The sequence below is a fragment of the Synechocystis sp. PCC 6803 substr. PCC-P genome (assembly GCF_000284455.1).
Lineage (GTDB): Bacteria > Cyanobacteriota > Cyanobacteriia > Cyanobacteriales > Microcystaceae > Synechocystis.
The window spans coordinates 2,091,427-2,117,854 of sequence record NC_017039.1 but is presented as its reverse complement, the minus strand read 5'-3'; the positions used below and the strand labels follow the sequence as shown (position 1 = coordinate 2,117,854).

The following is a 26,428-nucleotide window of genomic DNA, read 5'->3' as shown; positions in this document are numbered from 1 at the left end:
TAAATCTATGATCGAAGCCTTTCTGTTGCCCGCCGACCAAATCCCCGATGCTGACCAAAGGTTGATGTTGGCATTGCTCCAAACCCACTTTGAGGGGGTTCATTGGCCGCAGTTTCAAGCTGACCTAGGAGGCAAAGATTGGGTGATTTTGCTCAAATCCGCTGGGATATTGAAAGGCTTCACCACCTTTGGTTTCTACCCTGCTCAATGGGAAGGACAAACCGTCAGAATTGTTTATTCTGGTGACACCATCACCGACCCATCCATGTGGTCTAACCCAGCCCTGGCCAAGGCTTGGACCAAGGCCATGCAAATTCTCCACGAGGCTAGGCCAGAAAAATTATATTGGCTCCTGATTTCTTCCGGCTATCGCACCTACCGATTTTTGAGCATTTTTGCCAAGGAATTCTATCCCCACTATCTCCATCCCACTCCCCCGCCTGTACAAAATTTTATCCATCAGCTAGCCCAGAACAAATTCCAAGCCAACTACGATCCTAGTTTGGGCATTGTGCGCTTACCCCAGCCCCAAGTATTAACCCCTAACCTGCGCCAGGTGCCAACGGAAAAATTAGGCGATCGCCATGTGGAATTCTTTTTACAAAAAAACCCCGGCCATATCCAGGGGGATGAGTTGGTGTGTTTGGCGGAAGTGTCAACGGAAAATTTGACCAAAGCGGGACTAAGAATTTGGCATTCCAGCTATGCTGTAAATATCTTGAATTGATTGGTCTGACCACCGTGGTCTTTCTGCCTAAACCGAACTCCGCCAAAGTGTTTAATCAGCCCCAGCGCTTCGTGGCCGGTTGGTACTGGTTGCTGCGCTCAAAACAATTAAAACGAGGCCAAGTTAAGGCAGTATTTTTACTAGGTAAAGACTTGGCGGTTTATCGCACTGACAGTGGCAAAGTAGTGGCGGTGGATGCCTATTGTCCCCACATGGGAGCCCATTTGGCCGAGGGCAAAGTGGAGGAGGAAAGTTTACGTTGTTTTTTCCACAATTGGCGATTTGATCACCATGGGCATTGTGTGGAAGTACCCTGTTTAGCTAAATCATTGCCGGTGAAAGTTAATAGCTGGCCCGTGACGGAAGCCTATGGTTTAATTTGGCTCTGGACTGGGAATCAACCTAGTCAAACTTTGCCTCTGCCCCTAGAGTTGACCAAGGAAAAAGTAGTCAGTGCGTTGGGTAAAAGTTTTACAAAAGCTTGCCATCCCAATGTGGTGATGGTTAATGCCATCGATGCCCACCACTTCAATACGGTACATAATTTTCCGGTGGAAATTGACTTTAAATCCGAGGTTATTGATCAAAATATCATTAATTTTGCTAACACTACCAAGGGGGGGAATGATTCCCTTTTAGTGCGTTTGATTAAACCCTTTTATCGGGAAGCAGGTACCTATAATTTATCCTATTGGTTTGGCAGTACGGGAACGGTAACTTTGGGGCCAGATTTTTTACATTTTTATATTATGTTTACCCTGCGCTTAGGCAAAAATGGGCAAACGGAAGGGCAAACAATTTTGTTGACTAAGCATCGCCCTGGGCTTTGGGGTTGGTTTATTAACGGCATCATTCTTTGGCTAACTAAACTGGTGGGTAATTACTTTGCTAAGGGAGATACAAAAATTTTTCAGACAATTAAATTTGCGCTTAAAACACCTTTAGCAGAAGATAAATCAATTCTTGAATTTATTCACCATCTGGAACAACAACCTGTTCTCCAGTGGGAAACTTGGCAATCACTAGATGAAGACAAATCTTTGTCTGTCCCGGTAATAAATAACCACAATGGAAGTGTAAAAATCCATGGCACAAACTGTTAGTGGCTTTAATTTACCTTCCCTTGCCTCCGGCGATCGCCTGCATCGGATTTTTGCCTCTGCTCTGGATAGACCGAGGGAGGAGGAAACTCTTGATTTGACCCAGAAATTATATTGGCCCGCCGAATATTTTGGCTTAAACCAAGTCACCATATTTCAACAGGCCAGCGCCGTGGAACAGGCAACAATTTTGGCGATCGCCAACCAGGACTTGCTGACGGAAATTTATTGGGTGGAGCAGGCCGGCATGGGCTATATGGCTAAAATGTCACTGTTGGCAGAAACCTGTGAAGAACGAATTTTATACAGTTTATTTGCCGCCGATGAAGCGCAACATTTATGCCAAATTGAACAATTTTTTCAGCAAAAGCCAGAGTTTAATCAGGATAGTTTTTTATCTTTTATGGGGCAATTATTGGAAGCCGACGATAAAGCCCTGTTACTAACTATGGTGCAGGTAGTGCTAGAGGGTTGGGGGCTGAGCCATTACCGTTCCCTGGCACACCATTGTCGGGACAATCATCTGCAAGCAACGTTACAGGGATTTTTAGCCGCTGAAGCCCGTCACCATGCCGCAGGAGTCCAGCAATTACAAACCTGGCCGTATGAGCAACAAAGTCTAGATAATATCTACCAGGCATTAAGGGAATTTTTGCACATGGTCCAGGTGGGGCCCCAAAGATTGGTCAAGGCCATAGAACAGGGCAAAGGTTATTTATCCCCTGGCGATCGCCAAAAAATCTTTCAGGAGTTGAAAACGGAAGAAAACAGTCAACAAAAACTTAATCTTTTGCGTTCCTTAATGAACCATGGAGTGCCCCCAGAAATTATCATTCGTCTGGAGGGACAACAATGTTTTCTGCCCTATAGTGCTGAGCAATGTGTACTATGACTGCTGTGATTAATTCCTTGTCTCAACCCAATGTTACATCAACATCCTTGTTGGCAAAAGATAGCAAAACTCGAAAAAAATTAGAACTTAATTACCGCCGGGCGAAGCAAACAGATCACAGTCCTAATTTAGATCAATTGGCGGAGCAATTTGATTATCAGCAATGCCGGGATCAATACTGGCAAGCACCGGAATTTTCTTTACTTCACGGCACTCCCCTTTGGGAACAGTCTAGTCCAGGGCAAAAATTAATTCTGAATCATCTTTATTGGGTGGCTTACTACAGTCAAATTATTGCGGCGGAAGTGGCGACTATTTTCTTCAATCAAACCAGTGCCACTGGTTTATATCCTCTGACAGATTTTCGTTTAGTTTGTGACACCCTAGACCTGGAAACTTCCCAGGAACGTTGCCATATCAATGCTTTTCAGACTGTAATTGACCAAGTAGAGTCAACCCTATTCGGCGGTAATCTGTTTGGCCAACCCCGGCGATCGCCCTTCCGGGAAACGATGATTTTTGCCAACACAAATTGGTTTAAAAATTGGTGGAAAGGGATACAACTCCAAAGCTTTGGTTTACTGTCTGCTAACAATGCTTTTTTAGCTTCTCAATACCTGACTGTAAGGGGACTGCGGACCTTGAATGGTAAGTTAGTGCAGCATAAGCTGAGTAACTTTTACCAACCCCAGGAGCCGGAACATAACACCATCCCAACCCAAATTTCCTACTACCATTTCCTAGACGAAAGCTTTCATTTCAATACTTCCACCATTTTGTCCCACGACGTTGGAAGTCTTTTTCCTAGTCCCACTGTCTTTGAGCGGCAATTAGTCAATTTGGGCATTAGGGGATGTCAAAGGGATCATTACCATGTGTCCGTTGCTATCAATGGAATTTTTTGGTACGACCCCGCCTTATACGACACCATTACGAAGTTATTAACCTCGCCTCTATTTGGCCTTTCCGCCCAGGAATGTGAAGCCATGCTTTGGGCCTGTTTCGCCCAGGAAACGGAAGCCTTGCACCGTAGTTTTCAAACCCATCAAGAAGCCTGGTTATCCTACCAAGCTTACCTAGACCCCCTACCGTTTGTAGACCGGACAAACAAATCCATGGCTCTGATGAAGGGCAATTCCATGGAACGTTATTTAAGACTCCAGGGCAGGGCATTGCAGCGATTTTTGCAAACTGCCCCATCGGTACACTATCTAACGGAAAAATAAACAGTATTAGCCCTATCAAAAATTCAGTAAATTTTGTTTAAACTTGTTTAAACTGGTGGTGGTATGGAGAAACGTATAAACTCCATCCCCCAATGGTTAGCAAGAATTAAGTCTTCCCTCGGAGCAAGCAACAGGAAGGAAAGTACTATTGTTCGAAATGGTAGCTCCGGCATTTTCCCCTGGGTAATCTATCCCCAATTTCCCGATGTCCATCATGCCCCCTCCTCCGTCTTCGGTTCCGCCCCATCAGGGGCATGGGTTTTGGCGGGGAGCGGTTTTGCTTGTCTTGATTTTTTTGATTATTTTTGGGGGAGTTGCCGTTGCCCACTGGCGCATAGAAATGGTTAGTCAACAGATGCGCCAACAGTTGCTGAGCCAGGTGGAAATGGTCTCCCTAAACCTAAACTTTCGACTTTTTCAAGAGCTTTCCTTCACCCCACAAGACTTGGAGAATCCTTCCTTCCAAAGACTCCACAATCAGATGGCTGCCTACGCTCAGACATTCGAGCACCGTAGCATATACACCATGGTTATAAGGAGTGGAAAAATTCTTTTTGGCCCTGATAGTCTTAAGTCCGGAGATTTTCTTGCCCGCGACCCTGGTGCCGTCTATAAAAATCCCCCGGAGGCGGTCCGACAGTTATTTGAGCTCCCTTCCAAAAAATTAGTCATTGGTCCATACCATAGTGAACGGGGTAATTTTGTTTCGGCCTATGCGCCCATCCTACAGCCCCAATCCGAAAGGGTTTTGGTGATCGTTGCCATGGATATGGAAGCGAGGCAGTGGCACCAAAAATTACAGCAAAAACTCTGGACTCCCCTCCTGTTCTCCGTGGGATTAATAGCCTTAATTTTAGGGGGAGATTATCTGCTCCAGGAACGCCGCCGCTGGAGAAATTCTTTCATCACTAACCAAGGGGAAGCTTTGGCCACGGCGATCGTGGGTCTGTTCCTAACCCTGGCCCTAACAGCAGTGGTTCAGGAGAATTCTTTACTCAATAGCCAAAGAAATTTTAGCCAACTTGCCATCCCAAGGGCTAACTTGTTTGCACAAAAACTTTGGGAATTGCAAAATTATGGTCTTTCTAGCCTCAATAGCTTTATGGAGTCCAGTGCGGAGGTGACCCGTGCTGAGTTTGCCCGGTTTACCCTACCCATGATCAGAAAATTGAGTATTCAAGCCTGGGAATGGATTCCTAAAGTTACCGCCGCCGATAGGGAAAATTTTGAACGTAGGGCCAGGCAGGATGGGATAGAGAATTTCCAAATTTTTGAACTTAATCGTCGGGGGAAACCTGTTCCTGCCGAGGGAAGGGAAGTTTATTATCCAATTTTTTATGCGGAACCATTGGCGGGTAATGATATAGCCCTGGGCTTCGATGTCAGTTCTAACGAGTCTGCCAAAATGGCTTTGGATGAAGCCCTTGAGAATAGACTACCCACCGCCACCAATCCCCTGACTCTGATCCAAGAATTGGGAAAACAAAGGGGCATTGTTGCTTATTCCCCAGTGTTTGCCGACGGTAATCTGGAAAATCCCCCCATGGGGGTAGCAGCGGTGGTGTTGCGATTGAACGACTTTTTGACCCAAACTTTTGGAGAAATTAGTTTTGGTGATAAATCTCTGGAATTACAGTGGTTGCAACTGAGTGTGGATCGATCGCCTCTGGTTTTGGCTTCGTCTGCCCCTTCTCCCTTCTCTATGAACAATTGGCAGAGCAATAAGGAGCTATTCCAGGTTTACCCCCTGTTTATTTTTGGCAGGGCCTATGCACTGCTGCTTTGGCCCGGGCCAGAGTTTAACCAGAACTATCCCAAGCAAATGGCCATGGTCGCTTTTGGTGTGGGCACGGGGATCACAGTTCTAGTCACCATCATTGTGGCAATTATCACCAACAGTCAGGCCAATCTCACCCATCAGATTAGGCAAAGAACCAAAGAATTACGGGCAACCCTGGGGCAATTGCGGGAACGGGTTAAGGAAATGGATTGCTTAGTGGCGATCGCCCAGATGGGCCAACAAGCGGATTTGGTGCTGGAGGAGTTTTTACAAAACACCGTAGACCTTTTGCCCCTGGCTTTCCGCTACGAAAAATTAGCTTCCGCCCGTTTGACCTGGGGCAACTCCATCTACCAAAGCCCTAACTATCAAAAGACCGATTACTGTTTGATAGCAGAATTCCAAACGGAACATTTCCATCGGGGCCAGTTAGAAGTTTGCTATGGCGAAGAACGGGATTTTTTGCCGGAGGAAAAAGCCCTACTCAACACGGTCAGCCAATTTCTGAGTCGTTTCCTCGAATCCCATTACACCGAAATCATCTTGGAAAGAAATGAGCGCAATTACCGGGAAATTTTTAACTCCACCCACGAAGCCATTTTTATTCAAGATGCTCACCAGGCGACAGTGCTGGACGTGAACCAACCTATGTTGACCATGTATGGCTATGGCAACAAAGAAGAAGTCATTGGCCGGCCCATTGGTGATTTCAGTGCCGATAAACCGGGTAAAACCGAAGCAGAAATTGAGCAAAAACTCCGCCAAGCCAGAAACGCTGAGCCCCAAATGTTTGAATGGTTAGCGAAAAAACAAGATGGCAGCCTCTTTTGGGCCGAAGTATCCATTCAACCCACAGTGATTGATGGCAAATCCCGCTTACTGGCCGTAGTCCGGGACATTAGTGAACGCAAACAAAACCAGCAGCGCATTGAATATCTCTCCCGCCTATACGCCACCCTGAGCCAAGTTAACCGAGCCATCATCGAAAATCGCGAACGGGATGATTTATTCCGGGCCATCTGCGATGTGGGAGTGGCAGTGGGGCAGTTTTCCCTGATCTGGTTTGGGCTCATTGACCCCGATCGCCAAACCATCATTCCCTACATGGCCGGGGGTCACACCACCGCTTACCTAGAAAATATTCGCATCACATTCAAAGACGAACCGGCCGGCCGGGGTCCCACCGGTACCGCCGCCAGGGAAGGAAGATTGGTGATCTGCTCCAACATTAGCCAAGACCCCAAAATGGCTCCTTGGCGTGGCAGTGCCATGCGCTATGGCTTTCTTTCCTCCGCCGCTGTACCCATCCGCCAGGGCGGCCAAGTAGTGGCGGTGTTGACTTTTTATTCCCAGGAAGCGGGCTTTTTCAGCGAAGACGAGCAGGATTTGCTCCAGGAAATTAGCGATAACCTTTCCTTTGCCCTGGATGCGATCCAATTAGACCAGGCCAACCAGCGGGCCCAGAATCAATTGGGAGAAAACGAAGAACGGTTACGCCTGGCTCTGGAGGCGGCCAACCAAGGTTTTTACGACCTTAATTTACAAACGGGCCAAGCCGTAGTTTCGCCCCAATACGGGCAAATTTTGGGCTACGACCCCCAGTATTTCCAAGAAACTGAGCAACGCTGGCTGGAGCGCATCCACCCCCAGGATCAACAAAGGGTCAGGGAAATCTACGACCAATATATCCAAGGAAAAATTCCCCGTTACGCAGTGGAGTGTCGCCAACGAACCATGGCGGGGCAATGGAAATGGCTCCTTTCTCTGGGCAAAATTGTCGAGTGGGATAGCCAGGGCAAACCCCTGCGGATGTTAGGTATTTTGACCGATGTGACGGAACGAAAACAGGCGGAGGCCCAGATTGAAAACCTGGCCTATTACGATCCCCTCACCGCTTTGCCCAACCGTCGTTTGTTGTTGGACCGGGCGGAAAATGCCTTGGCTTTAGCCCAACGGTCGAAGCATTTCGGTGCCATTGTTTTGATAGACCTCGATGGCTTTAAAACCCTCAACGATGCCCGGGGCCATGACAGCGGCGATCGCCTGTTGCAGATGGTGGCAAAAAGATTGGCCGATAGTTTGCGGGATTCCGACACCGTGGCCCGTTTGGGGGGAGATGAATTCATTGTGCTGTTGCCGGAGTTGGCCCATGACCGGGAATTGGCGGCTAGGTTGGGGTTGGGGGTGGGGGAAAAAATTCGCCAAGCCCTAGCCACCCCTTTTACCCTGGAAGCGGAACAGGTACAGATTAGCGGCAGTATCGGCATAACCCTCTTCCCCAAACTGAACGAAAAAGTTAGCGATTTGTTTAAAGAGGCGGACACGGCCATGTACCAAGCGAAAAAGGCTGGCCGGGATAAGGTTTGTTTATTCGAGTCGCAGATGCAGTTGGAAGTGGAGTCCCGCTTTGCCCTGGAGGCGGATCTACGCTCAGCCCTGGAACAAAAACAATTCCAGGTTTATTTGCAACCCCAGGTGGATAGCCATGGTGTCTGGATTGGGGCAGAGGCTTTACTCCGTTGGAATCATCCCGGTCGGGGTTTTATTCCCCCCAACATTTTCATTCCCATTGCCGAAGAAATTGGCTTAATCGGGGGCATTGGCGATTTTGTACTGGAGCAAGTTTGTCAGTACTTAGCCCGGCTGCAACAATTGGGCTTAACTCTGCGCATTGCCATTAATGTCAGTCCCCGCCAATTCCGCCAAGCCAACTTTGCCAAGGAAATCAAAAACTTGCTGGCCTGCACCGGAGTAGATCCCTATCGCCTCACCCTGGAAGTGACGGAAGGTTTAATTGTGGAGGATACCCACCAGGCGATCGCCACCATGTTTGAGCTGCAAACTTTGGGTATTCATTTTTCCGTGGATGATTTTGGTACGGGCTATTCCTCCCTGTCCTATCTGAAACGGTTACCCCTGAATGAACTGAAAATTGACCGAGCCTTTGTCCAGGATGCGCCCCAGGACCTCAACAATGCCGCCCTGGTGGAAGCCATCATTAGCGTAGCCCGCACTTTCAATCTGGCGATCGTGGCGGAAGGGGTGGAAACGGAGGAACAGGTGCAATTTTTAGCCCAGTTGGGTTGCAATTTTTACCAGGGTTATTTCTACGGTCGCCCCATGCCCATAGATGAATTTCATCAAAAATTAACCGCCAGTTAAAGTTGGCCGAACGGATTAACCCAGACAAATGGGGGAATGAGGCCAGCATTTTCTCCCCTTCCACTAGAATGGGGGAAATTCTTTTTACGGGGGAACATGGCCAGCAATAACAAAGGTGGCGCTCTGTTGGCAGGCATGGTAATTGGCGGTTTAGTGGGATCGGTGACTGGGTTATTGTTAGCCCCCCGCTCCGGCAAACAAACCAGGCAACTGTTAAAAAAATCTGCCGACGCCCTCCCCGATTTAGCCGAGGATTTGGCCACAACTCTGCAACTCCAGGCAGACTATCTTTCCGAAGCCACCCAACGTAATTGGCAGGGCACCCTGGAACGGCTCAAAGAGGCGATCGCCGCTGGGGTGGAAGCAACCCAAACCACCGTGGTGTCAGAACCGGAACCAAAACCAAGGGACATTACAGCGGAAACTACCCTGGCGGACAGTTAGTTTTTTCATTAATCTTTGGGCTGGTTATGGTTGTTTAAATCCTTCCCCACCAGAAACTTGTGGCCACCGCTGTCGCCCCTCACCCCATTGCCCCCGTAGTTGACTTTTTCTGTACCTATGACCGAACCCCTTTTCTGGCTGGGTCTTTCCCTCACCCTGGTGTCCATTAGCCTGACCGCTGTGTTGGTGGTGGCCCTACCGGCGTTACAGGAACTGGCCCGGGCGGCACGCAGTGCAGAAAAATTATTTGACAGCCTTAATCGGGAATTTCCCCCCACGTTGGAAGCCATTCGTTTAACGGGTTTGGAAATTAGCGAATTGACAGATGATTTAAACCAAGGGGTCAGAACAGTGGAAGACGTAGTTCAAACCGTGGACCGGGGCGTAACCATCACCAAAGAGGGAGCCAAAAAGGTGCAAGGGGGTTCCAAACGCTTTGTGGCGGGAGTCAAGGCAGCCTGGCATTCCTGGCAAGTCTATCCCACAGAGCATTTAACCGTGGAGAGCAAGGGAAAAAATGGTAAAAAGTAAGCAAATATGACTGTTTCTCCCTCAGCCCTGGCGGAATTGGGGTTTAACTACCAGGAAGAAGATTCAGTGCGCCCTTGGGCGGCGGTGCTGGTGGATTTACCCCAAAATGAAGGGGTTTATACCTATGCCATTCCCCCAGGTTTAACCGTGCAGGATGGGGACATTGTGGCGGTGCCCTTTGGTAACCAGCAGTTGGGGGGCATTGTGGTGGGTTGTTTGACAAAACTGCCACCGGATTTGCCGCCGGAAAAAATTAAGCCCATTCAAGACGTAATTGTATCGGGCTTTTTTGCGCCCCATTATTGGCGGCTGTTGCATTGGTTGGCGGAATATTATTGCACCGAGTTAATCACCGTTATTCGCATGGCGTTGCCACCAGGTTTACTCCAGCGGTCCCAGCGTCGCATTAAATTGAATGGCGATCGCCTGCCATCGGACTGGCCATTGTTTTTGAGTCAACCGTCCCACCAGGGAGCAAGGCAAATTCTAACCCTACTGCAATCATCTAAGGAAGGGGATTATAGTTACCGTTACCTGCGGCAAAAAGTACCAGGGTTGACTAAGGCGTTGCGGGATTTGCTCAAACGACAATGGGTGGAAAGTTACCTGGAACCCCCCAAAGCGGTGCAGCCCCAGTTACCCAAAATGGTGACTTTATTAAATTTTGACCCCAGTTTCAAACTGACGGAGCTACAGGCCAGAACCCTGATAGTGCTCAAAAACCAGGGGGGGGAAATGTGGTTAGCGGATTTACTCAAAGCAGTGCCCTGTTCCGCCTCTACCATTCAATCCTTGGCAAAAAAAGGACTAGTGGCGATCGCCGAACGGGAAAAATTACGGCTTTTCCAGCAACCGTCGATTAATGCCAGCCAAGCTCCAGAACTAACTCCTGCGCAGAAGCAAGCTTGCCAAACTGTCCTGCCCCTCCAGGGTTACCATCAGGTTTTGCTCCACGGTGTCACCGGCTCCGGCAAAACGGAAGTTTACCTGCAAATCTGTGGCGATCGCCTGGGCAAGGGCCAATCGGTTTTAGTGCTAGTACCGGAAATTGGTTTGACCCCCCAGTTAACCGACCGTTTTCGGGCCCGTTTTGGCAATAAGGTGGCTGTGTACCATAGCGGCCTATCTTCCGGGGAAAAGTACGACACCTGGCGGCAAACTCTCCTAGGTCATGAACAGATTGTCATTGGTACCCGTTCCGCTATTTTTACGCCCCTGCCTAATCTGGGATTAATCATCCTTGATGAAGAACATGACAGTAGCTTTAAGCAAACCCAGTTAACTCCTAATTACCATGCCCGCACCGTGGCCCAACGCCGGGCCGAACTTGAACAATGCCCCCTCATCCTGGGTTCCGCTACCCCTTCTTTGGAAAGCTGGCATACAGTTCATCGCCATCAAAATGACCCCCAGCGACATTACCTAGAGTTACCAGAACGGGTGCAGTCCCGCCCCCTACCCCCGGTGCAAATTGTCGATATGCGGGCGGAATTAAAACAGGGCAATCGCTCCATTTTTAGTCGGGCTTTACAAACTGCCCTGGGGGAACTCAAAGCCAAACAACAGCAAGGTATTTTGTTTATTAACCGCCGGGGCCATAGCACCTTTGTCTCCTGTCGCAGTTGCGGTTATGTGTTGGAATGTCCCAACTGTGACGTTTCCCTTTCCTATCACTACGTCCAGGGCAATGGCCAACCTCTCCTGCGGTGCCATTACTGTAACCATGCGGAAATCCAGCCCAAAGTGTGTCCGGAATGTTCTTCCCCCTATCTGAAATTTTTTGGCAGTGGCACCCAAAAAGTAACCGAAGCCCTAACCCAAGAATTTCCCGATTTACGCTGGATTCGCTTTGACAGTGACACCACCCGCCGTAAAGGTGCCCATCGAGCCTTGTTGGATCAATTCCAACGGGGAGAAGCAGATTTACTGGTGGGAACGCAAATGTTAACCAAAGGGTTAGACCTGGCCCAGATTACCTTGGTGGGGGTGGTGGCCGCCGATAGTTTACTTAATTTTGCCGATTATCGTTCTGCTGAGCGGGGTTTTCAGACCTTAACCCAGGTGAGTGGCCGGGCTGGCCGGGGAGAAGAGCCGGGGCAAGTGATTATCCAAACCTATACCCCCCGCCATCCTGTGATCCAAGCCGTTAAAACCCACAATTACCATGGTTTTATCGCCCAGGAGTTACCCCAACGGGAAATGTTAAATTATCCCCCCTACGGCAAGTTAATTTTGCTCCGTTGTCTGGGGACCAATGAAAGGGAGGTGGAAAAAACGATCCAGGCGATCGCCGTTTTGTGTGAACAACTTTTACCCAAGACCGTGGAGATTTTGGGACCCGCCCCGGCCAGTATTCTCCGCATTGCCCAACGGTATCGCTGGCAGTTGTTAGTTAAATATCCCAGCTTCATCAAAGTAATTTTGCCGCTGGAGAGAATTAAACAAATTTGCCCTAGCTCCGTTTACCTGGATATTGACGTGGACCCCCTCAGCATTGATTAGGGTCGGCACAACCATTATTTAACGAACAAACACGCCAATGGCATTGCTCACCCGGGCCGCCGTCACTGGCGATCGATCCAGCAACTGACCCCCCAGGGCCAGGGAGGTGGAACTGCCGCCATCTAAATTCAACGCATTCACCGCCCCCAACTGTTGCAAAATTTGGGCAAATTCCCCCAAGCTAGCTCCAGCTCCCCCCACCCGGTTATGGCTAGCCACCAGGATAATGTTGCCGTTTCTGTCCACGGCGATCGCACTGCGGGAGGCCCGTTGCTGTTGAAAAGCACTGGAAAAACCTTCCCCTGTTGCATTGAGCACCATGCGTCCCTGGTCAATTAATAAGGGCCCTGCCCCCATGCCGTTGGGGAAAGCGTTGAAAGCTTCCGGCGTCGATCGCCCATTGACGTTAAGGGTGGTTCCCACAGCCAGAACCCCGGCGGGAATTTGGTTGCCCCGGTCAATGATTAAATAACCATCGCTGGGAATGGGCATTTGCTGTTGGCCCGCTTTGGGCAAAGGATATTGGGCAGTGACCTGGCTATTTTGCACCACATAAACCTGTTCGTTATCACTGAGGGGAATATAGCTGGGGCCCCAGGCGGGGGTATAGCGGGCAATGCCCCGTTGCACATAGCCACTGTTGAGATAATTGGCGGTTAAGCGTTGACCAGACCCAGTGGTGATTATTTCCGACAAAGATAGGCGCCCAAAAGTGGTTTGTCCCTGGTCATTCCAGGCGATCGCCCCCCGGTTCAAAATCGGCCCCGATCGCCAATTTTGCTGACTCCACACTGCCCCTAGGGGAAGTTGATTATTGCGGTTGAAAAAGCCCGCATTGATAGCTACCGCCGCCCGTTGATCCCTAGCAATGGTCACCAACGGTGCTGTGCCCTGGGCCATGGTGGGATTGGCCATCAAAGGTCGTAAAGAAATGCCTGGAGATCGGGGGTTAATGGTGACGGTGGTGACGGGAAATTGGCCGCCGCTGATATTGACAAAGCGTTGTTGCCAAGTAATGCCCTCTGTCCAGTTGATAGTTTTGACCGGAGGAGCATCAGCCCGGGCATCAATTACCAAACGGAAGGGAGAAGTAAGAGTACTAACCTGGAGCTTGTAACCCACGGGTAATTGAAAATGGACTTTGCTGCTGGCCCCTGATCTTTCCAGGCGATAACGAATTTGTTGCCCGCCGCTGGTTTTACCACCCAAATCGTCCTGGTCAATGGCCTGTAGTCCGGGGGCGTTGGCATTGCCTTGGCTACCGATGGTACTGCTGGCGTTAATGGTGACAACGGCTTCTTCCCTGGCTTGGCTCACTTGCCAAAAGGCTGGTTGGCTTAGTTCCAACACTACCCTTTCCCCCCAGGATTGCCTACCGTCCCGCACGGTCAGAATTTGGGCATTGGTGTTGGGCATCACGAGGGTATTGCCCTGGGCTTGCAACGGTCCGAAGCCTTGCAAGAGGGAAGTTACATCCAGGTAACGATTGGGAGCGACAAAACGGGCGTTTAAAGTTTGGCGATCGCCACTGAACCATTGCACAGGTTGCTGATTGGGGCTGGTGTTATCAAGCAGATCTAGCCCTAGAAACTGCATGGCCCCAGTATCCCCAAGGCCGGTGCGGGTCTGGCCTCCCTCCTGCCATTGACCCCAGGCCACAGGATAGGATTTACCGTCAATGCTAATTTGATTGCCCTGTTGAATAAAATCTGAAGAGGATTGGGCCACCACTGGACTGGGCAAAAACAGTTTTAGCCCCAGCATTACCGCCAGAGTAAGAACAAATAAGCACGAAAAACCAAACCAATTTCTAGTCCAATTAACCATTTTCAGCAAATCCCCTAGGGCCATGGAGCCATTCTGCCATTAATCCACAATGGAACCAATCCTTTGGTGCCGGCTCTGGCACAGGGTAAACCCATCGGCATTGGTGAGTTGCATGGTAATCGAAATCCAGTCGGCGATCGCCTAGGCTTGGGCCAGATTATCCAAGTAACCAACAATGGCCATAGGATCAGAGAAAGTATTACTCCTGATTTGCTGAGATTTGAACCTATGCTTGCCCGTCAACAACCCCGCCGTGTGGCCCGTGAACTGTCCCTGTTGAGCCTGAGCCAATTGAGCCGCAAGGACACTAAGCCCGAAACCTTGGAGCAAGGCGACCTGGAAGCATTGTTGTTGGCCGCCACCCGCACCCTGAGTGGGGAAGTCCATGAAATTTTAGAAACGGCCTCGGCGGAATTGAGTCGTAGCCATGAACGCCTGTTAAACAGTGAAATCCGGGCTAGCAACCTCAACAGTGCTAAGGCCATGTTGGAAGAGGCTATGACCCTAACGGAAACGGTGATTAATCGCCTAGCCCTAGCGGTGGATTTACCGGAAACGTTGCAGTTGGCGGGGCAAATGGAAGTACGAAAATTTGCGTTGGAATTGATTGGCACCGTCTGTCGCCGCCGTCAGCAGATTGATGAGCAGTTGCAAGAAGCCATGGTGGACTGGCAACTGTCCCGCCTGGCCAAAATAGATCAAGACATACTCCGTCTGGCGATCGCCGAACTGGATTACCTCGGTGTGCCCCAAAAAGTCGCCATCAATGAAGCAGTGGAGTTGGCCAAACGTTATTCGGGTCAGGATGGTCACCGTTTTATCAATGGGGTCTTGCGCCGAGTTACCGAAAAAAAGACTGACGGAGCCCCCGTCACCCCTGGTGAACCCCGTTAATATTTGTTATTTTTTTTGTGACTGCCTCCAGTGGCGCTCATTCCCTTTTACGTATATGGCGATCGCCTCCCCAAATTAATGACAGAAGCCAAAGCCCCCGCTGAAAAGAAAGCTAAACCCCCCGCAGTGGAAGAGAAGCCCTTCACCGAATTCATCAACCAAGATTTTCTGCCGGCCCTCCAAAGTGCCCTCGGCAAAATTGGCCTGGGTCCGGTGGCCCTGGATTTTAGCAAAAAGCCCATTGCCATCCCCGGCGCTGACAACACCCCCTATTGGCAAGTACAAGGCACCTGGAGCGGCGATCGCCAAATTTCCAAACAGTTCAACCTCTACTTCTTCCAGGAAGACATCAAAGGTCCCAAAGGCTTTGCCTACAGCGTGGATAATCGCCCCCCCAGCACTCTAGAGTCCTTTATGATTGACGAGCGTAAAGTAACCCTGGATCTGATGGTGCTCTACACCCTGCAACGGTTAAACGGTCAAAAATGGCTAGGGGGCAACTAAACCCAGATCAACTCCCAGTGCCCCAGCAAAAGTAACTCCCCAGCTCCATGATTAAGCTCCCTGTGCTCCTCGCCGACATTAATATCCAGAGTCTGCCCACCGAGCCGGAGCTAATCCTCAATAATTTAGCCATCACCACCCTAGTGGAGAATCTAATCATTCTTCTCTTAGTGGCCACCCTGGTGGCCTTGGTGGCCCGCTGGCTAAAAATTCCCTATGTGATCGGCTTAGTCTTGGCTGGTTTAGCCATTCCCCGGGGTCTATCGGTTGGACTAAATCCGGAACTAATCCTGAATTTCTTTTTGCCCATTCTCATTTTTGAAGCGGCAATCAACACCGACATCAGCCGTTTACGCAGCACCATCAAACCTATTACTGTGTTGGCCGGCCCTGGGGTCGTAATATCGGCCGCTATCACCGCTGTGTTGTTAAAAATCGGCCTGGGTTTGGCTTGGGTTACCGCCGCTGGGGTTAGTGTTATCCTCACTATCACTGACACCGTTTCCGTCATTGCCGCTTTTCGGAGTGTGCCAGTTCCCCGCCGTTTAGCCACCATTGTGGAAGGGGAAAGTATGCTCAATGACGGGGTGGCCATGGTGTTGCTCAGCGTCATTACCACCATCCATATCCAAGGAGGCTTTAGCGCTGGGGAAGGCATTAGACAAATTTTTGTTGCCTTTGTGGGGGGCGGCTTGGTGGGGCTGGGGCTGGGCTATCTCTGTGTGGGTCTTTTTCGCCAACTCAACGATGACCTGAGTGATATTCTCCTCACCGTGTCCGTTTCCCTTGGAACTTTCCAAATTGGTCAAATGCTGGGGGTTTCCAGTGCGATCGCCGTGGTGGTGGCAGGGTTGGTAATTGGTAATTTGGCTCTGAAACAGACCTCCGCCTCGATTAAGGTCACCCTGTTAAGTTTTTGGGAATACGCCGGTTTCGGAGTTAACACTCTTATTTTTCTGTTGGTGGGCATTGAAGTCTATCCGAGTATTCTCCTCTCCACCATTCCTGCAGCCCTGATTGCCATTGTGGCCTATCAAATTGGTCGTGTTTTCTCCATTTATCCCTTGCTTTATCTGCTCAGCTTTTTTGATCGCCCCCTGCCCCTGCGTTGGCAACACGTTTTAATTGCGGGTAATGTCAAAGGCTCCCTTTCGATGGCCCTGGCCTTAGCCTTGCCCCTGACTCTACCAGGAAGGGATCAGGTGGTGACACTGGTATTCAGCACCGTGATGGTTTCCCTAATTGGCCAGGGTTTGAGTTTGCCTTGGGTGGTGAAAAAATTGCAACTAAGCAAACCTTCTCCATTGGCTCAAAAAATTGCCATGCTCCAGTTGAATTTGGTCACAGCTAAGGCCGCCCAAGGAGAGTTAAAATATTTGTTAGAAGCGGGAAGTTTACCTAAGTTTTTATATGAAGAACTATTCGCCGATTATCAAGCTCGTATTGCCAACTCTGAGCAAGAATTAAGAGAATTTTATAACCAGAGAAATTTAATTTTTTCCGAGGGCGAAGTGGAAAAGAAATACATTGATGGCCTATATCGGCGTCTCTACATAGCAGAAAAAAGTGCCATTAATGATGCCTTAGCAAAGGGTATATTAGCCGATGACATCAGTGATGAATATTTACAGGTGTTGAATGAAAAACTTTTAGCCCTGCAGGATGACTGACGAACTTAACGGCAGAGGTAACCACAATTTAGTTCGCTTTTAAAATTTCTCCTGACTCTCCAATTTTTGGGGAAACTAAATAAAATTTCTCCCCCATGATCGGATTTCTAACGGCTCGGTTTTAGGGACAAGCTAAAACTCGACCAACAGGCTCTTAGGCACTGATGTATAGTGGAAAAAGGTAAGTGCTATGGGAGCTGAATGTTAATGAATTTTTTAGTAATTTGTCAAAAATTTTTCACCCCCAATCTATTCCCATGGAAGGCGATCGCCAGGGTCCAGAGGGAAAAGCCCCAGTCCCTTGGCCGATGGCAGTTCGTAGTCCGGACTGGCATTCTAGTTGCTACTTTTATCCTCGCTTTGGGGAGCCTCGCAAGCCCTAGCCTAGCCCTAGACTATAACCGGGGTAACTTAGTGGGGGCAGATTTTTCCCATCAGGATCTGCGGGGCTCCATCTTTGACCATGCCAATTTACGGGGGGCGGACTTCACTGGAGCCAATCTGCAGGGAGCACGATTCTTTTCTGCCAACATGGATGGGGCTATTTTAGAGGGGGCCGATGCCCGGGGCGTAGATTTTGAATCGGCTCGTTTGACCCATGCTAATCTTCGCAATGCTCGCTTGGAGGGTTCCTTTGGCACCAATACCAAGTTTGGGGAAGTAGACATCGAAGGGGCTGATTTGACGGATATTATTCTGCGGCCCGACACGGAGGACTATCTTTGTGGGCTAGCCAAGGGAACCAATCCAGTCACAGGACGAGAAACAAAAGAGACTCTATTTTGTCCCTAATCCTTTTTACCTAAGTCCTCCTCAATTTTGGCTTCTGACCCATTGCCTTGATCCGTTGTATTTTCGTTGGCTGGTAGAGCAACGGCGATCGCCGCAAAGACCTTGCCTACAGGGATCAGCTTGATGCCAGCGGATTCAATGCCCGTTTGACCTTTGGGCACAATGGCCTTTTTGAACCCTAACTTTGCCGCTTCTTTTAAACGAATTTCTAACTGGGAAACGGGACGAATTTGGCCGCCTAAACCGATTTCCCCCAGAATAATCATGGTTGGGTCCACCACCCGGTCCCGGAAACTAGCCACCAAGGCGATCGCCATGGCCAAATCCACCGCCGGTTCTTCCACCTCCAGACCCCCCGCCACCGATAGGTACGCATCCAATTTAGAGAGGGGTACCCCCAGGCGTTTTTCCAATACAGCCAGAACTTGTAAAAGGCGATTGTAGTCCACCCCAGTAGTCGATCGCCGAGGGGAAGCGTAACTGGTGGGACTCACTAAAGCTTGCAATTCCACCACCAAGGGGCGGGTACCTTCACAAGCCACAGTGATGGCGGTGCCGGACATAAATTCCTCCCGACTGCCCAAAAATAATTGGGACGGGTTGAGCACTTCCTGCAGCCCCGATTGCACCATTTCAAAAATGCCGATTTCCTGGGTGGCCCCAAAACGATTTTTTACGGATCTCAGCAAGCGATGGGATGCAAATCGATCGCCCTGAAAATACAACACCGTATCCACCAAATGCTCCAAAACCTTCGGCCCGGCGATCGCCCCTTCTTTAGTTACGTGCCCCACAATAAACAAACTAATGTGATCTCGCTTGGCCAATTGCATTAATAAACCCGTACATTCCCGCACTTGGGAAACGGAACCAGGGGCCGAACTAAGGGCCGGAAAATATAAATTTTGAATACTGTCAATGATGGCCACCTGGGGTTGCAAGGCTTCCAATTCCCGCAAAATATCGTCCAAATTAGTTTCCGGTAAAACAAATAAATTGCCATCGTGGGCAAGATTGTTTATGCCATCTTGAGCTTGGCTTGGCTCAACGGTTTGGGTAATGCCTAAGCGGGTGGCTCGGAGCTTAATTTGTTGTCCTGATTCCTCCGCTGAAACGTATAAAATCCGGGGCAAACGGGTGGCCAACTGGAAAGCCACCTGGAGCAACAAAGTTGATTTGCCAATGCCCGGATCTCCGCCAATTAAAATTAACGCCCCTGGCACAATGCCCCCTCCCAAAACCCGGTCCAACTCCCCGTAACCAGAGAGGAAACGCCCTTGATTTTCCTGGCGAATCTGGGAAAAAGTTAAAGCCGCCTGGGGCTGGCCGGTTTTTACCTTGGAAGAACGGGATTTTTGCGCCCCTAAACTACGGTGATTGGTACCACTAGAAACGGCATTGACAATTTCCTCCTGCAAACTTCCATACTCATGGCATTTGGGGCAGCGGCCAAACCATTGGGCATGATCCGCCCCACAGGCAGAGCAAACAAACTTTGTCCGGGCTTTAGCCATGGTTGTCAATGGAGGAGAAACTTAGGGCCCTATCTTCACCTAATCACGCCGAATGGAGCAAGAAAAAACCACTGGCCCCTTCAAATTCCGTTCTAGGGAAATCAATGGGGCCAATGGCCGTAATAATTCAAACCATCAAACAATCAGTGAGCAGTGTTTTAGTTCTTTACTCGGTTAAAAACTAGTAAAAACTAGGCCAATTTAGCTGGCCTTGAACTTACCAGGATTTTCCACATCTGTGCGGGTCCAATCGCAGGTGAAACCTTTGGTTTCCGGTACGAACTGGTTCCAGGGAATGGGGTCCACGGGGCCATCACTGGACCAAACAATGGTGAACTGACCTTCGTCATTGACTTCCCCAATGCGGACAGTTTTGGAAATGTGGTGGTTGGGTTGCATGGTCACCATGCCTTCCGGAGCGTCAAAGGTTTTACCAATCGCCGCCGCCCGGACTTTTTCTAAGCCTTCGGGAGTTTCACCCACATCTCCAGCCGCTTCCACCGCCGCCTTCCAGAGGTAAACGGAAATATAAGCTGCTTCCATGGGGTCGTTGGTCACCCGGTCTTCACCGTATTTAGCCTTAAAAGCTGCCACAAATTTTTGGTTGGCAGGGGTATCCACACTCTGGAAATAGTTCCAAGAAGCAAACTGGCCGAGCAGATACTCCTTACCAATTTGACGTACTTCCTCTTCCGCCACACTCACGGACATGACCGGATATTTATCGGGGGTCAAACCAGCGGCTTGGATCTGCTTGAAGAAGGCAACATTACTGTCCCCATTCAGGGTGTTGAAAATTACGCCGCCATCGGGCAGGGCTTCCCGGATTTTGGTGATGATAGGGGTAACTTCGGTGTTACCCAGGGGTAGGTAATCTTCCCCAAGGGTTTCGCCACCTTTGGCTTTCAACTGCTCTTTAATGATGGTGTTAGCAGTGCGGGGGAAAACGTAATCGGAACCCACCAGGAAGAACTTATTGCCTTTATTTTCCAGCAACCAATCCACCGCCGGTTCAATTTGTTGGTTGGGGGCGGCACCGGTGTAGAAAATGTTTTTGGAACATTCCTGACCTTCGTACTGTACTGGGTACCAAAGCATATGATTTTTGGCTTCAAATACCGGCAGTACCGCTTTCCGGCTGGCGGAAGTCCAACAACCAAAGACTACGGGTACCTTATCTTGGTCAATTAACTTAGCCGCTTTTTCCGCAAAAGTCGGCCAATCGGAAGCTCCATCTTCTTTGATGGCTTCAATGGGTCTACCCAAAACTCCACCGGCCGCATTGATCTCTTCGATCGCCAGTTCCGCCGCTTCCACCACGGTGGTTTCACTGATGGCCATGGTGCCACTGAGGGAGTGGAGCAAACCAACTTTAATCGGTTCCCCGGTGGGAGCAGTACCGGTGGTGGGGGACTCAGTCGGTTCAGCAGTGGGTTCGGTGGTAGGTTCCGTGCCGCCGCCACAGGCTTTGAGCAATAGACTGGCGCCTAGGGTTGCTGATCCATACAGCAAAAATTTACGTCTTCCAAAAGGGTTAGTCATACGCGAAAAATTATTACCTCGTAAGGATTCTAAATATGCTTGTTGGCTGGTGGGGAGGAGTTTATTGGGCGGAAACAGTGCTCTTAAAAAGTTTTTATCCGCAGTTTATTTTGGTCAACAAGGCAGTGGATTTCCAGGGTAAATCCGCCGGAAACAAATAAGACCCCATACTACGAGTAGGTTAAGAAAAAATTATGTAGCATAGGATACCGTTTTGTCCGACTAAGCCCCTTTTGCGCCTGTTTTGTCCCCATTGTCAGGGAGGCTTAGCATTGGAACCGTTCAGCAAGAACAATCTTGGGGCTAGTTATTGGGGAATTATCGGCGATCGCCAGAGTTTTCTAAACGATAAAGGGCGAGGAAAGTCGTTTCCCACACTAGCCGAGGTTGAACGTAGGCGGCCAGGTATTTACGGGCTTTTTCCAGAATTTCTAACCATGGCCGTTGGTGGTGGCCATGCCAATAGTGATACTGGAGATAGTCCACTAACCAGAGTTGGGCACTGTTATCCAAGTTGCCATCCACCATCTTGGCCAAATCAAAGGCTGCTAGAGGACTAGTTGGTGGTTGCATTAACTTTTGCCGCAGTTCCGCCGGAATGCTCTGCATTTGCTCCCAAGCTTGAAATAACAGACCGGGACTCCCCTGGGCGATCGCCAACAGTTCGGGGTGGTGGAGGATTTCCTGACGGCCCAATCTCTGCAAAATTTTGGTCATATCACCTTCCCCTAAACGATAAAAGGGGATGCGTTGACAGCGGGAAACAATGGTGGGCAACAGGACATCAACGCTGGGGGCCAAAAGGATTAAAGTAGCCCTTCCTGGTTCTTCCAAGGTTTTGAGCAAGGCATTGGCGGCCCCTTCATTCATAGCTTGGGCTTCCTCGATCAGAATCACAGCCCTGTCTGCTTCCAACGGGGGACGACTGAGGAAACGGTTGATTTCCCGCACCTGTTCCACTCGGATTAATGGAGCCGCCCGTCGTTTAAGTCCAGCCTGGTCTGCTTCGCTGGCGGTTAGCAGTTTGCCCTGGTGTTGAAAAGTGGGTTCTATTTTCAATAAATCGGGATGATTCCCGGCAAAAAAACGTTCCTGGCGATCGCTTTTAGTACCCAAGCCCATTAGCAAGGTTTCCCCAAAGGCCTTGGCGGCTAAACTTTTGCCCACCCCCTCTGGCCCCACTAGCAAATAGGCCGGAGCAATGCGTTTCTGGGCGATCGCCTGTTGGAGTAGAGCAATGGCTTGGTCTTGACCAAGGATAGATTGGAAGCGATTCATGGCCCTGCCCAACTTTGTTACCCTAAACAAGATTAATACTTAATTTTCCCTGCTGTTTTAACTATTCCATGCCCGAGTATTTGCTTCTGCCCGCTGGCCTAATTTCCCTCTCCCTGGCGATCGCCGCTGGACTGTATCTCCTAACTGCCCGGGGCTATCAGTCATCGGATTCCGTGGCCAACGCCTACGACCAATGGACAGAGGACGGCATTTTGGAATATTACTGGGGCGACCATATCCACCTCGGCCATTATGGCGATCCGCCAGTGGCCAAGGATTTCATCCAATCGAAAATTGATTTTGTCCATGCCATGGCCCAGTGGGGCGGATTAGATACACTTCCCCCCGGCACAACGGTATTGGATGTGGGTTGCGGCATTGGCGGTAGCAGTCGCATTCTCGCCAAAGATTATGGTTTTAACGTTACCGGCATCACCATTAGTCCCCAACAGGTGAAACGGGCGACGGAATTAACTCCTCCCGATGTGACGGCCAAGTTTGCGGTGGACGATGCTATGGCTTTGTCTTTTCCTGACGGTAGTTTCGACGTAGTTTGGTCGGTGGAAGCAGGGCCCCACATGCCTGACAAAGCTGTGTTTGCCAAGGAATTACTGCGGGTCGTGAAACCAGGGGGCATTCTGGTGGTGGCGGATTGGAATCAACGGGACGATCGCCAAGTGCCCCTCAACTTCTGGGAAAAACCAGTGATGCGACAACTGTTGGATCAATGGTCCCACCCTGCCTTTGCCAGCATTGAAGGTTTTGCGGAAAATTTGGAAGCCACGGGTTTGGTGGAGGGCCAGGTGACTACTGCTGATTGGACTGTACCGACCCTCCCCGCTTGGTTGGATACCATTTGGCAGGGCATTATCCGGCCCCAGGGCTGGTTACAATACGGCATTCGTGGGTTTATCAAATCCGTGCGGGAAGTACCGACTATTTTATTGATGCGCCTTGCCTTTGGGGTAGGACTTTGTCGCTTCGGTATGTTCAAAGCAGTGCGAAAAAACGCCACTCAAGCTTAAATTGCCACGTAAGAACTCGCTAATTTCTTAATTTAGCTGAATATTTGAGGTTTTTGACTGCATTTCCCAGAACTATTATGTACTTTCTGCTTGTAACTCTGGTAATTTTAGTTTTTCCCCTACTTTCTATTGCTTTGGAGTGGACCACTTCCGGCAATAGCCAAGCTTTGGTGGATGTGCTGGCCCGCTGGTTTGTGTTTTGGGGGGTGGGGGTGAGGCTATTTTTAGCTGGGGTGGTGCAAATCACTAAACCAAGTTTCACTGCCGAGAAAATTCTAGGTGTTCAAAGTCAAGACTCTCTGATTTTGGTCAAAGAGTTGGGCATCGGCAATTTGGCGATCGCCAGTGTGGCTTTGGGGAGTATCTTCGTCAACGCGTGGGTGCTGGGGGCCGCTCTGGCCGGGGGAATTTTTTATCTTTTGGCGGGCATTAACCATATTTTGCAACCCGAACGCAATGCGAAAGAAAACTACGCCATGGCCACGGATCTATTTTTGGGGTTACTGTTGGGGGGTATCTTGTTTTTTGCTTGGCAGCCCTAAGCCAATCGACTAATACCCATAGCTCAACTAACCATATGGCAACTATGATTCCTGGCGAAATCATTACCCCCGAAGGTGACATAGAACTAAACGTAGGCCGCTCCACCTGCACTATTAATGTGGCCAACACTGGCGATCGCCCTATTCAAGTGGGTTCCCATTACCATTTCTACGAAGTCAATGCCGCTCTGCAATTCGACCGGGATTTGGCCAAGGGGATGCGGTTGGATATTCCAGCGGGAACGGCGGTGCGCTTTGAGCCAGGGGACGAAAAAAACGTTAACTTAGTGGCCTATGCTGGCAGTCGGGAAATCTATGGCTTCAATGGCTTGGTGAACGGCCCTCTAGAGTGAAGAGAATCTGCCCAAAAGATTAGGTTTAGATCACATTAAAATCAGGCGATCGCCGCCTATTTTTGTTGACTGGTAAACCTTTGCATCGCTTCTAAAGCAGAAGACATCAGTACGCACTCTTCCAACAGGGCAATATCCAAATCTGGAAGCAGTTGGCTTTTGGAAATGATTTGGTAATGATCGCCATTTAAAAAGTAGATAGAAAACTTTTTGTCTTGCCACATCCAGACTTCACCAATGCCAAGTCGTTGATATTTTTCCAGTTTTTTGGCACTGCCACTGCTGATATTGACTTCAATGGCCAAGTCGGGATGGGCCTTTTTCTCACCAAGATAGTAAGATTCATCGGGTTCAAAGGAAACAGATTCTCCCTTCGATTCCCGGGTGGCACTGCCCACCGGAATAAATTCAATTTCCCGTTGCCAAAAGTAGATACCCAACAAAATGGCAATCATACTTCTAATTGATTCGTGGTACTCCCCCAGGGTCATGAACTCAATTACTCCATCTAGATAGGTAATGCGTAGCCCTGGCTGTTGTTCCATGACCGCTTGAATGGCTTTAAAAGCCTCCCAACTGTGGTGACCGGGCAGCACAAGGGTTTGGTCTTGGGTAGGGATCGGCGCAGAACTGGTGATGGTCATGGGGACAGACCCTGCTCTGGGTGGCATAAATGCAATATCTTCCATATTACAAAAAACCTGGAAAACGCCATTGCCTTGGCAGTTGGAATGCCAGTATCTGACGATGGTTGCCGCCAAATAGTAAAATTAAGCGGTTATTTGGAGAACTGGCCCTGTGATCGAACGTTATACCCTGCCTGAAATGGGCAAAATTTGGACGGATACCTACAAGCTACAAACCTGGCTAGACGTGGAAATCGCCGTTTGTGAAGCCCAGGCGGAGTTGGGTTATATTCCCCAGGCAGCGGTGGACGAAATCAAGGCCAAAGCTAAGTTCGATCCCCAACGAGTGCTGGAAATTGAGGCGGAAGTGCGTCACGATGTCATCGCCTTTTTAACCAACGTTAATGAATATGTGGGGGATGCGGGGCGTTATATTCACCTGGGACTAACAAGCTCCGACGTACTGGACACCGCTCTGGCGTTGCAATTGGTGGCGAGCCTAGACCTGATTTTGGAGCAGTTGGAAAAACTAATTCAGGCCATCCGTTACCAAGCTCAGCAGCATCGTTACACCGTCATGGTGGGCCGTTCCCATGGTATCCATGCCGAACCCATCACATTCGGATTTAAACTCGCTGGTTGGTTAGCGGAAGTATTGAGAAACCGCGATCGCCTGGTGCGGGTAGCCCAATCCATTGCCGTGGGTAAAATTTCCGGCGCCGTGGGCACCTATGCCAACATTGACCCCAAAGTGGAGGCGATCGCCTGTCAGAAATTAGGCTTAGAACCAGATACGGCTTCCACCCAGGTCATTTCCCGAGATCGCCATGCGGAATACGTGCAACAGTTGGCTTTGCTGGCCGCCTCTTTGGAACGGTTTGCAGTGGAAATTCGCAACCTGCAACGCACCGATGTTTTGGAAGTGGAGGAATATTTTTCCAAGGGCCAAAAGGGTTCTTCCGCTATGCCCCATAAACGTAACCCCATCCGCTCAGAACGATTAACGGGAATGGCCCGGCTGGTTCGGGGTCATGCAGTGGCGGCGTTGGAAAATGTAGCTCTCTGGCATGAACGGGATATTTCCCACAGTTCTGTGGAGCGGGTTGCTTTTCCCGACTGCTGTATTCTCACCCATTTTATGTTGAAGGAAACCACGGATTTGGTGAAAAATCTGTTGGTCTATCCCGAAAATATGAAACGCAATATGAACGTTTACGGCGGGGTAATTTTCAGCCAAAAAGTTCTGCTTGCCCTAGTGGAAAAAGGCATGAATCGAGAAGATGCCTACCGAGTGGTGCAGGGTTCCGCCCACCAAGCCTGGAACACGGAAGGGGGCAATTTTGAAGAGCTAGTCCGAGCTGATGCCCAGGTAACGGCCCTACTTTCTGCCGAAGAAATTGACCAGTGCTTTGACCCCCAACAACATTTGACTAACCTGGCGGAAATTTACAGCCGTTTGGATATTTAGTTAAAAGTTTGGATCTGCCTTCCCTTCTG

At 49.7% G+C, this 26,428-nt stretch carries 21 protein-coding genes; 16 read left to right on the top strand and 5 right to left on the bottom strand.

Going from position 1 to position 26,428, the window contains the following annotated elements:
• The first annotated feature begins 7 nt into the window (after positions 1–7).
• The 8 genes from SYNPCCP_RS10050 to priA all read left to right on the top strand — a co-directional run bounded on the left by SYNPCCP_RS10050 (position 8) and on the right by priA (position 12,364).
• On the top strand, positions 8–727 hold the full coding sequence (locus SYNPCCP_RS10050) for a hypothetical protein (protein ID WP_010873124.1): 720 nt from the start codon (positions 8–10) through the stop codon (positions 725–727).
• A complete protein-coding gene (locus SYNPCCP_RS10045) occupies positions 691–1,830 on the top strand; it encodes an aromatic ring-hydroxylating dioxygenase subunit alpha (protein WP_199303489.1) in 1,140 nt (379 codons plus the stop codon). Before SYNPCCP_RS10050 ends, SYNPCCP_RS10045 begins: the two co-directional genes overlap by 37 nt.
• Positions 1,814–2,719, top strand: coding sequence for a ferritin-like domain-containing protein (locus SYNPCCP_RS10040; RefSeq protein ID WP_010873122.1), 906 nt, complete (start codon positions 1,814–1,816; stop codon positions 2,717–2,719). The genes SYNPCCP_RS10045 and SYNPCCP_RS10040 overlap by 17 nt, the downstream gene beginning before the upstream one ends.
• A complete protein-coding gene (locus tag SYNPCCP_RS10035; RefSeq protein ID WP_020862268.1) occupies positions 2,716–3,945 on the top strand; it encodes a hypothetical protein in 1,230 nt (409 codons plus the stop codon). Before SYNPCCP_RS10040 ends, SYNPCCP_RS10035 begins: the two co-directional genes overlap by 4 nt.
• A gap of 205 nt (positions 3,946–4,150) precedes the next feature.
• The gene (locus SYNPCCP_RS10030; RefSeq protein ID WP_010873120.1) at positions 4,151–8,887 is read left to right on the top strand and encodes an EAL domain-containing protein; all 4,737 of its coding nucleotides are present in this window, start codon (positions 4,151–4,153) and stop codon (positions 8,885–8,887) included.
• A 96-nt stretch (positions 8,888–8,983) separates the two neighbouring features.
• Positions 8,984–9,331 carry a YtxH domain-containing protein gene (locus SYNPCCP_RS10025; RefSeq protein ID WP_041425826.1) on the top strand — a complete coding sequence of 116 codons (348 nt, stop codon included), beginning with the start codon at positions 8,984–8,986 and terminating at the stop codon, positions 9,329–9,331.
• Between the two features lie 117 nt (positions 9,332–9,448).
• Positions 9,449–9,862, top strand: a complete 414-nt coding sequence (locus SYNPCCP_RS10020; RefSeq protein WP_010873118.1) for a hypothetical protein — start codon at positions 9,449–9,451, stop codon at positions 9,860–9,862.
• A gap of 6 nt (positions 9,863–9,868) precedes the next feature.
• The gene (priA, locus tag SYNPCCP_RS10015) at positions 9,869–12,364 is read left to right on the top strand and encodes a primosomal protein N' (RefSeq protein ID WP_010873117.1); all 2,496 of its coding nucleotides are present in this window, start codon (positions 9,869–9,871) and stop codon (positions 12,362–12,364) included.
• Between the two features lie 18 nt (positions 12,365–12,382).
• Here priA and SYNPCCP_RS10010 read toward each other — a convergent pair whose 3' ends face one another.
• The gene (locus SYNPCCP_RS10010) at positions 12,383–14,191 is read right to left on the bottom strand and encodes a phosphodiester glycosidase family protein (RefSeq protein ID WP_223211271.1); all 1,809 of its coding nucleotides are present in this window, start codon (positions 14,189–14,191) and stop codon (positions 12,383–12,385) included.
• Between the two features lie 228 nt (positions 14,192–14,419).
• Between SYNPCCP_RS10010 and nusB the strand changes: the two genes are divergently transcribed.
• From nusB to SYNPCCP_RS09990, 4 genes are all read left to right on the top strand, one after another.
• Positions 14,420–15,085, top strand: coding sequence for a transcription antitermination factor NusB (gene nusB / locus SYNPCCP_RS10005; protein ID WP_014407122.1), 666 nt, complete (start codon positions 14,420–14,422; stop codon positions 15,083–15,085).
• A gap of 30 nt (positions 15,086–15,115) precedes the next feature.
• The gene (locus SYNPCCP_RS10000) at positions 15,116–15,589 is read left to right on the top strand and encodes a DUF2996 domain-containing protein (RefSeq protein WP_010873114.1); all 474 of its coding nucleotides are present in this window, start codon (positions 15,116–15,118) and stop codon (positions 15,587–15,589) included.
• A 47-nt stretch (positions 15,590–15,636) separates the two neighbouring features.
• Positions 15,637–17,259: a sodium:proton antiporter gene (locus SYNPCCP_RS09995; protein ID WP_010873113.1), complete on the top strand. Its 1,623-nt coding sequence runs from the start codon at positions 15,637–15,639 to the stop codon at positions 17,257–17,259.
• Positions 17,260–17,466: 207 nt separating this feature from the next.
• On the top strand, positions 17,467–18,051 hold the full coding sequence (locus tag SYNPCCP_RS09990; RefSeq protein ID WP_020862273.1) for a pentapeptide repeat-containing protein: 585 nt from the start codon (positions 17,467–17,469) through the stop codon (positions 18,049–18,051).
• On the opposite strand, the gene radA is transcribed toward SYNPCCP_RS09990, so the two are convergent.
• The 3 genes from radA to SYNPCCP_RS09975 form a co-directional block, all read right to left on the bottom strand.
• Positions 18,048–19,565, bottom strand: a complete 1,518-nt coding sequence (gene radA, locus SYNPCCP_RS09985; RefSeq protein ID WP_010873111.1) for a DNA repair protein RadA — start codon at positions 19,563–19,565, stop codon at positions 18,048–18,050. The genes SYNPCCP_RS09990 and radA overlap by 4 nt on opposite strands.
• A 201-nt stretch (positions 19,566–19,766) precedes the next feature.
• Positions 19,767–21,107, bottom strand: coding sequence for an urea ABC transporter substrate-binding protein (gene urtA / locus SYNPCCP_RS09980; RefSeq protein WP_010873110.1), 1,341 nt, complete (start codon positions 21,105–21,107; stop codon positions 19,767–19,769).
• A gap of 318 nt (positions 21,108–21,425) precedes the next feature.
• The gene (locus SYNPCCP_RS09975) at positions 21,426–22,385 is read right to left on the bottom strand and encodes a DNA polymerase III subunit delta' (RefSeq protein WP_010873109.1); all 960 of its coding nucleotides are present in this window, start codon (positions 22,383–22,385) and stop codon (positions 21,426–21,428) included.
• 68 nt (positions 22,386–22,453) lie between these two features.
• On the opposite strand from SYNPCCP_RS09975, the gene SYNPCCP_RS09970 reads away from it, so the two are divergent.
• The 3 genes from SYNPCCP_RS09970 (at position 22,454) to ureB (ending at position 24,305) form a co-directional block, all read left to right on the top strand.
• Positions 22,454–23,410: a 2-methyl-6-phytyl-1,4-hydroquinone methyltransferase gene (locus SYNPCCP_RS09970; protein ID WP_010873108.1), complete on the top strand. Its 957-nt coding sequence runs from the start codon at positions 22,454–22,456 to the stop codon at positions 23,408–23,410.
• Between the two features lie 77 nt (positions 23,411–23,487).
• On the top strand, positions 23,488–23,952 hold the full coding sequence (locus SYNPCCP_RS09965; protein WP_010873107.1) for a DUF6790 family protein: 465 nt from the start codon (positions 23,488–23,490) through the stop codon (positions 23,950–23,952).
• A gap of 35 nt (positions 23,953–23,987) precedes the next feature.
• Positions 23,988–24,305: an urease subunit beta gene (gene ureB / locus SYNPCCP_RS09960; protein ID WP_010873106.1), complete on the top strand. Its 318-nt coding sequence runs from the start codon at positions 23,988–23,990 to the stop codon at positions 24,303–24,305.
• Between the two features lie 56 nt (positions 24,306–24,361).
• Here ureB and SYNPCCP_RS09955 read toward each other — a convergent pair whose 3' ends face one another.
• Positions 24,362–24,994 (bottom strand): Uma2 family endonuclease, encoded by a 633-nt coding sequence (locus SYNPCCP_RS09955; protein ID WP_010873105.1) that lies wholly within the window; start codon positions 24,992–24,994, stop codon positions 24,362–24,364.
• A 109-nt stretch (positions 24,995–25,103) separates the two neighbouring features.
• On the opposite strand from SYNPCCP_RS09955, the gene purB reads away from it, so the two are divergent.
• Positions 25,104–26,399 (top strand): adenylosuccinate lyase, encoded by a 1,296-nt coding sequence (gene purB, locus SYNPCCP_RS09950; protein WP_010873104.1) that lies wholly within the window; start codon positions 25,104–25,106, stop codon positions 26,397–26,399.
• The last annotated feature ends 29 nt before the right edge of the window (positions 26,400–26,428 follow it).

Bases quoted from the DNA above. Each gene is read 5' to 3' on its own strand.
- SYNPCCP_RS10050 (WP_010873124.1), top strand. From the start codon at position 8: ATGATCGAAGCCTTTCTGTTGCCCGCCGACCAAATCCCCGATGCTGAC.
- SYNPCCP_RS10040 (WP_010873122.1), top strand. From the start codon at position 1,814: ATGGCACAAACTGTTAGTGGCTTTAATTTACCTTCCCTTGCCTCCGGC.
- SYNPCCP_RS10035 (WP_020862268.1), top strand. From the start codon at position 2,716: ATGACTGCTGTGATTAATTCCTTGTCTCAACCCAATGTTACATCAACA.
- SYNPCCP_RS10030 (WP_010873120.1), top strand. From the start codon at position 4,151: ATGTCCATCATGCCCCCTCCTCCGTCTTCGGTTCCGCCCCATCAGGGG.
- SYNPCCP_RS10025 (WP_041425826.1), top strand. From the start codon at position 8,984: ATGGCCAGCAATAACAAAGGTGGCGCTCTGTTGGCAGGCATGGTAATT.
- SYNPCCP_RS10020 (WP_010873118.1), top strand. From the start codon at position 9,449: ATGACCGAACCCCTTTTCTGGCTGGGTCTTTCCCTCACCCTGGTGTCC.
- priA (WP_010873117.1), top strand. From the start codon at position 9,869: ATGACTGTTTCTCCCTCAGCCCTGGCGGAATTGGGGTTTAACTACCAG.
- SYNPCCP_RS10010 (WP_223211271.1), bottom strand. From the start codon at position 14,191: ATGGTTAATTGGACTAGAAATTGGTTTGGTTTTTCGTGCTTATTTGTT.
- nusB (WP_014407122.1), top strand. From the start codon at position 14,420: ATGCTTGCCCGTCAACAACCCCGCCGTGTGGCCCGTGAACTGTCCCTG.
- SYNPCCP_RS09995 (WP_010873113.1), top strand. From the start codon at position 15,637: ATGATTAAGCTCCCTGTGCTCCTCGCCGACATTAATATCCAGAGTCTG.
- SYNPCCP_RS09990 (WP_020862273.1), top strand. From the start codon at position 17,467: ATGAATTTTTTAGTAATTTGTCAAAAATTTTTCACCCCCAATCTATTC.
- radA (WP_010873111.1), bottom strand. From the start codon at position 19,565: ATGGCTAAAGCCCGGACAAAGTTTGTTTGCTCTGCCTGTGGGGCGGAT.
- urtA (WP_010873110.1), bottom strand. From the start codon at position 21,107: ATGACTAACCCTTTTGGAAGACGTAAATTTTTGCTGTATGGATCAGCA.
- SYNPCCP_RS09975 (WP_010873109.1), bottom strand. From the start codon at position 22,385: ATGAATCGCTTCCAATCTATCCTTGGTCAAGACCAAGCCATTGCTCTA.
- SYNPCCP_RS09970 (WP_010873108.1), top strand. From the start codon at position 22,454: ATGCCCGAGTATTTGCTTCTGCCCGCTGGCCTAATTTCCCTCTCCCTG.
- SYNPCCP_RS09965 (WP_010873107.1), top strand. From the start codon at position 23,488: ATGTACTTTCTGCTTGTAACTCTGGTAATTTTAGTTTTTCCCCTACTT.
- ureB (WP_010873106.1), top strand. From the start codon at position 23,988: ATGGCAACTATGATTCCTGGCGAAATCATTACCCCCGAAGGTGACATA.
- SYNPCCP_RS09955 (WP_010873105.1), bottom strand. From the start codon at position 24,994: ATGGAAGATATTGCATTTATGCCACCCAGAGCAGGGTCTGTCCCCATG.